Here is a 6,471-nt window from a genome sequence, read left to right as displayed (position 1 = left end):
GCACTCCTTCAGCTTCTTCTCGACCGCCCGGTTGTTCCGGTTCTCCTCCATGTCGATGAAGTCGATGACGATCAGGCCGGCGAGGTCGCGCAGGCGCAGCTGGCGGGAGATTTCCTCCGCCGCCTCGAGATTGGTCTTGAGCGCCGTGTCCTCGATATTGTGCTCGCGCGTCGAGCGGCCCGAATTGATGTCGATGGCGACCAGCGCCTCGGTCTGGTTGATCACCAGATAGCCGCCGGATCGCAGCGTGACGGTGCTGGAGAACATCGCGTCGAGCTGGCTCTCGACGCCGAAGCTGGCGAAGAGAGGCGTCTGCTCGCGATAGGGCTTCACGCTCTTGGCCTGCCCCGGCATGAGCATGCGCATGAAGTCCTTGGCCTCGCGATAGGCGTCCTCGCCCGCGACGTGAACCTCGTCGATGTCCTTGTTGTAGAGGTCGCGGATCGAGCGCTTGACGAGGTTGCCCTCCTCATAGACCAGCGCCGGGGCGACCGAGGCAAGCGTCAGCTCGCGCACGCTCTCCCACATCCGCATCAGATATTCGTAGTCGCGCCGGATCTCGACCTGCGTGCGCGAGGCGCCCGCCGTGCGCAGGATCAGGCCCATGCCCTCCGGCACCTCCAGCTCCTGGGCGATCTCCTTGAGGCGCTTGCGGTCTTCGGCGTTGGTGATCTTGCGCGAGATGCCGCCGCCCTTGCCGGTGTTCGGCATCAGCACCGAATAGCGGCCGGCGAGCGACAGATAGGTGGTCAGCGCCGCGCCCTTGTTGCCGCGCTCTTCCTTGACGACCTGGACCAGGATGATCTGGCGGCGCTTGATCACCTCCTGGATCTTGTACTGGCGGCGGGACTGGCGATGCGGCCGCTCCGGCATGTCGTCGAGGCCGTCGCCGCCGCCGAGCTGCTCGGGAGCCTCCTCGGCCTCGTCGCCATCCTCGTCTTCCGCGTTCTCGTCATCGGAACGCCTGCGGGCCTCGGGCGCGTCGCCGGCCTCGGCCGAAGCCTCGTCGCCTTGCGTCTCTTCGGCTTGCGCCTTGTCGGCCTCTGCCTCAGCGGCAGGGGCTTCGACCGTCTCGAAGGTGAGGGGCGCCGCGTTCTCGGCCGCGTCCTCGCTCTGCGATTCGGTCACGGCAGGAGCGAACTCCTCACCGAAGGCGGGCGCGCCCTCGCTGACCATCGCCGCTTCCTTGCCGTCGGTCTCGACCGCATCGGTGGAATCGACATCGGCCGTCACGGTCTCGTCCGCTGCGGCCTTCTTGGCGCGGTTGTCGCGATCGCCCCGGCGGCCGCGTCGGCCACGCTTCTCCCGGCGCTCCTCGTCTCGCTCCTCGTCGCGCTCGGCGCGCGCTTCCTCGGCCATGAGAGCCTGACGGTCGGCGACGGGGATCTGGTAATAGTCGGGATGGATCTCGGAGAAGGCGAGGAAGCCGTGGCGGTTGCCGCCATATTCCACGAAGGCCGCCTGGAGCGAGGGCTCCACGCGGGTCACCTTGGCGAGATAGATATTGCCGCGGAGCGGCTTGCGGCTCGCGGATTCGAAATCAAACTCTTCGACGCGGGATCCGCGCACCACCACGACCCGGGTCTCTTCCGGGTGGGTGGCATCGATAAGCATCTTGTTGGCCATTGACGATTTCCATTACGGCGGCCGCTCGCGATGTCGCCGCGACGCCGGATCGCAATCCGTCGCCGCGGGCCCAAGCGCCGCTCGAGAGCCGGCTGGAGCCGGCATGTTGCAGGAGGAGGGAGACGGTCGGAACGGCGGGGCGGGCGGGCACGACAGCGCGGGAAAACCCGGTGCGTGTCCGCAGCTGGAGACGATACTCTTCTGAAACGAGCGCCGTCGTTTGCCCCGTCATCTGCCCTGACCTGCGATGCGCCCGTCTCGCGACTAAGGCTCACCGCGTTTGCACGCTCGCGAGACAGGGCAGGGGCGAACATCGGTGACGCCGACCCGACCGTCTGCGGACGATCTGTTAAGGCTCGCTCGCCGGCATCGTCCGAATGGTCGATGACGTGCCAGCCCGGGACGCCGACGGATGGTTCGATCCGGATGTGTCCTCAGGGCGGGCGCTTGAGCAGCCTTGTTCCAATACAGACAGGTGACCGTGATTTGCAAGTCACATCGCAAGCGCTTCTCCGGCCCCGCCGGTGCGGCCGGTTCATCAGGGGCGGGCGCCATGGTAACCCTCTGTTAGGAGGTCGCGACGCCTATGGTTAAGCGTTGGTGACGACAGACGGGACCGAGCAGCTGTTTTCCCACTTCCACCAAGCAGAATGGCTGCGTGGCGCCGTTTCGAGGCGTATGGGGCAGGGTGCGCGCCGCCTCCTGCTGGCCGTTTCGCTGCTCTGCGCCGGGCTTGCGGGCGGGCAGCCCGCCATATCCCAACCTTCCGTTTCTCAGCCCAAGCCGCAGCTCGAACTGCCGGTTGCGACCGACGTCAGGCTCGAAAGCCAGGGCGAGACGGTGCGACTGGCCATGACCCTGTCGGCCGTGGTGCCGCTCAAGGCCTGGGTCCAGGCCGCGCCCGACCGTCTCATCATCGAGCTGCCTTCGACCAATTTCCAGCTCCAGCCCGGGGCCCGCAAGAGCGCCGGCTTCGTCAGCGGCTATCGCTATGGCCTCTTCACCGCCGACAAAGCGCGCATCATCGTCGATCTGGCCCAGCCTGCGATTCTCGCTTCGGCCGAGGTCAAGCCGGTCCGCGGCGGCTTCGGCGAATTGTCGATCGAATTGAAAAAGGTGGGCAGGGCGGAATTCCTCGCCGAAGTCGCGAAGGCTCCGCGGGCCGAGCCGGCGACACTCCCGCCGGCAGTGGCCGAGAAGCGGGTGGGCGAGACGCGCCGCACGGTGGTCATCGATCCAGGCCATGGCGGCATCGACCCCGGCACGGTCGTGGCCTCTACCGCCGAAAAATCGGTGGTGCTCGGCTTCGGGACCGCGCTGCGCGACCAGTTGGAATCGACGGGCCGTTACCGGGTGGTGATGACGCGCGACGACGACCGCTTCGTCTCTCTCTCCGACCGGGTTCGCATCGGCCAGAACGAGAAGGCCGATCTCTTCATCTCGATCCATGCCGATTCGCTGACGCAGGCGCAGGATGTCCGTGGCGCGACGGTCTATACCCGCTCGGAACGGGCGACGGACGCCGAAGCCGCCAAGCTCGCCGCCAAGGAGAACGAGGCCGATTCGGCCGCCGGCCTCGAAAGCGGTGAGGAGGTGCAGGACGTGGCCGGCATCCTCATGGATCTCGCCCGCCGCGAGACCCGCACGTTCTCGGGTGTCTTCGCCCGCAATCTCGTCGATAAGCTCGGGGCCTCGGTGAAGATGCACCGGATTCCGCTGCGTTCCGCCCGGTTTTGGGTGCTGAGCGCGCCGGATGTGCCCTCTGTGCTGATCGAACTCGGCTATATGTCGAGCCCCAAGGACGCTGCCCTTCTCAGTTCCGCCGAATGGCGCGGCAAGGCGGTCGCCGCGGTCAGTGCCGCGATCGAGGACTACTTCGCCCGAGAGCGCGCGCCGGTCGGAAAGGCGGCCGAAGCGCGCCAGTAGCGGCGGCCTGGCGGTCGCGGGAGATCGAAACGCCAATGTGATGGTTGAGCCACGGTTCCGCCATCAGCGTCATGATATAGAGCGGTGTTTCGGCGCGCTGCGACTCGCCGCCGATGCCTGACAGATTGAAGGTGCTGGGCCAGAAATGCGGTTTATCCTGCGAATCTTCGGATGGCTGTTCGCGGCCGGCGCGATCGCCTTCATGATCGGCGCCGCCGTCGTCGGCGGCGTGATCTGGCATTATTCGCAGGATCTGCCCGATTACGCCCAGCTGCGGAACTACGAACCGCCGGTGATGACGCGCGTCCATGCCGGTGACGGCAGCCTCATCGCCGAATATGCGCGCGAGCGGCGCCTTTATCTGCCGATTCAGGCTGTGCCGAAGCTCGTCGTCGATGCCTATATCTCGGCCGAGGACAAGGATTTCTACACCCATATGGGCATCGACCCGAAGGGTCTGATCCGCGCCGCCATCTCGAACTATCGCAACCGCAGCGCGAATCGCCGGCCTCAGGGCGCCTCGACGATCACCCAGCAGGTCGCGAAGAACTTCTTCCTCAGCCCCGAGCAGTCGATCGAGCGCAAGATCCGCGAGGCTCTTGTCGCGCTGAAGCTGGAATCCACTTATTCCAAGGACAAGATCCTCGAGCTCTATCTCAACGAAATCTATCTCGGCGCGCCCGCCCCGGGCCTCGGCAGCTATGGTATCGCCGCCGCCGCGCTGAATTATTTCGGCAAGTCGGTGCATGAGCTGAACCTGCAGGAGGCCGCTTATCTCGCGGCGCTCCCGAAGGCGCCGAGCGATCTGCAGCCCTACCGCAACACCGATCGCGCCATCGAGCGGCGCAACTACGTCATCGATCGCATGGTCGAGAACGGTTACGTCAAGCGCGACGTCGCCGAGGCGGCCAAGAAGCAGCCGCTCGGCGTCAATCCGCGTCAGGTCTCGCCCAACCAGATCGCTGCGGGCTATTTCGCCGAGGAAATCCGGCGCGAGCTGCAGGATCGCTATGGCGAGAAGAAGCTCCTCGAGGGCGGGCTCTCCGTCCGTGCGACGGTCGATCCCAAGGTCCAGCTGATGGCGCGCAAGGCGCTGGTCGATGGCCTCGTGCGCTTCGACGAGGCACGCGGCTGGCGCGGCGCGATCCAGCGGCTCGATCTCGCCGGCAAGGATTGGGGCCAGGTGGTCGGCGAGCTGCCGGTGCTGGGCGATGTCGCGCCCTGGCGGCTCGCCGTCGTTCTGGAGTCGAGCGGCGACAGCGCCAGGCTCGGGCTGCATCCGCTGCGCGACAATTCCGGTGCGCTCAACAAGAAGCGCGAGATCGTGACGCTCGCCGCGGACGGCATCAAGTGGACGCGCCGCGCCCGCGTCTCGCAGGCCGTCTCAGTCGGCGATGTCGTCTATGTCGAGCCGGTCGAAAGCCGGCCAGGTACGGTGCGCCTGCGCCAGCTGCCCGAGGTCAACGGTGCCATCACCGTGATGGACCCGTTCTCGGGCCGCGTGCTCGCGATGGTCGGCGGCTTCAGCCACGACCAGTCGGAGTTCAACCGCGCGACGCAGGCGATGCGCCAGCCCGGCTCCTCGTTCAAGCCCTTCGTCTATTCGACCGCGCTGGACAATGGCTATACCCCCTCCAGCATCGTGCTCGACGCGACGATCGAGATCGATCAGGGCCCCGGCATCGGGATGTGGCGGCCGGAGAACTTCGACGGCAAGTTCAGCGGCCCACGCACCCTTCGCTACGGCATCCAGTTCTCGAAGAACCTGATGACCGTGCGTTTGGCCAAGGATGTCGGCATGCCGCTGATCGCGGAATATGCCCGCCGCTTCGGCATCTATGACGATCTGCAGCCGGTTCTCTCCATGGCGCTCGGCGCCGGCGAAACCACGGTGATGCGGATGTCGGCCGCCTATTCGATGCTGGTCAATGGCGGCAAGCGCATCCGGCCGACCTTGATCGACCGAATTCAGGACCGCTACGGCGCGACCATCTTCAAGCACGACCAGCGTGTTTGCGAAGGCTGCAACGCCGAGAAATGGAACAACCAGACCGAGCCCCGGCTGATCGACAATCGCGAGCAGGTCATCGACCCGCTGACCGCCTATCAGATGGTCTCGATCCTCGAAGGCGTGGTCAATGCGGGCACCGCGACCGTGGTGAAGGCCGTCGGCAAGCCGCTCGCCGGCAAGACGGGCACGACCAACGATGCCAAGGACGTCTGGTTCTGCGGCTTCTCGCCCGATCTCGCGGCCTGCATCTATATGGGCTTCGACAAACCCAAATCGCTCGGTACCTCCGCGACTGCCGGCCAATATGCCGCGCCGATCTTCCGCGACTTCATGATGGCCGCGCTGAAGGACAAGCCCGCCACGCCGTTCCGCGTGCCGGCCGGCATCAAGCTGATCCGCGTCGACCCCAAGACCGGCATGCGCGCCGGCGGTGAGGGCGGCATCCTGGAGGCCTTCAAGCCCGGTACGGCGCCGCCCGACAGCTACTCGGTGATCGGCGCTTCCGCCGGCGACGGCACGACGCCCTTTGGCGTTGCCCCCGGCGCCCGCCCGATCGGCTCCGGCACCGGCGGCCTGTACTGAGCGCGCGGCTGCGCGGCGCGCTCGCCCCGACATGGCGAGCGCTGCGAAGTCGTCCCGCAAGGGCGGCGCACAAACTCGCCTGTTCCCGCGGTCACGAGGCGCTCTGCACCCCCACATGACGCGAGAGCCGCTAAGAGCGTTTACAGCGCCGGCTTTCGCCCCTATCTCAAGCCGCGACAAGACCCGCGCCCCGCAAGGTGGACAGGACCGATGAGACCCGAGATTCAAACGCAGCTCGATAACGCCAAGCAGTCGATCGGACTGCTGAGGAGGCATCTTTGACTGGGATCAGGCCCAGCGACGCCTCGCCGAACTGAACGCCCTCT

Annotated in this window: 3 protein-coding genes; 2 read left to right on the top strand and 1 reads right to left on the bottom strand. The window is 66.4% G+C overall.

The window, feature by feature from the left end:
- On the bottom strand, nucleotides 1-1,626 hold a 1,626-nt coding region (locus ACOJTB_RS19885; protein ID WP_420104258.1), incomplete at its 3' end, for an Rne/Rng family ribonuclease.
- Nucleotides 1,627-2,226: 600 nt separating this feature from the next.
- Between ACOJTB_RS19885 and ACOJTB_RS19880 the strand changes: the two genes are divergently transcribed.
- Both ACOJTB_RS19880 and ACOJTB_RS19875 read left to right on the top strand, forming a co-directional pair.
- Nucleotides 2,227-3,552 carry an N-acetylmuramoyl-L-alanine amidase gene (locus ACOJTB_RS19880; protein ID WP_420104257.1) on the top strand — a complete coding sequence of 442 codons (1,326 nt, stop codon included), beginning with the start codon at nucleotides 2,227-2,229 and terminating at the stop codon, nucleotides 3,550-3,552.
- A gap of 145 nt (nucleotides 3,553-3,697) precedes the next feature.
- Complete coding sequence (locus tag ACOJTB_RS19875) at nucleotides 3,698-6,145, top strand: penicillin-binding protein 1A (protein ID WP_420104256.1); 2,448 nt, start codon at nucleotides 3,698-3,700, stop codon at nucleotides 6,143-6,145.
- Nucleotides 6,146-6,471: the final 326 nt, after the last annotated feature.

Origin of the sequence: Allobosea sp. (genome assembly GCF_048595345.1) — a bacterium.
Lineage (GTDB): Bacteria > Pseudomonadota > Alphaproteobacteria > Rhizobiales > Beijerinckiaceae > Allobosea.
This window is presented reverse-complemented; position numbering and strand designations above follow the sequence as displayed.

What these genes read in the sequence shown, in the direction of transcription:
- ACOJTB_RS19875 (WP_420104256.1), top strand. Translation starts at nt 3,698, where the DNA reads ATGCGGTTTATCCTGCGAATCTTCGGATGGCTGTTCGCGGCCGGCGCG.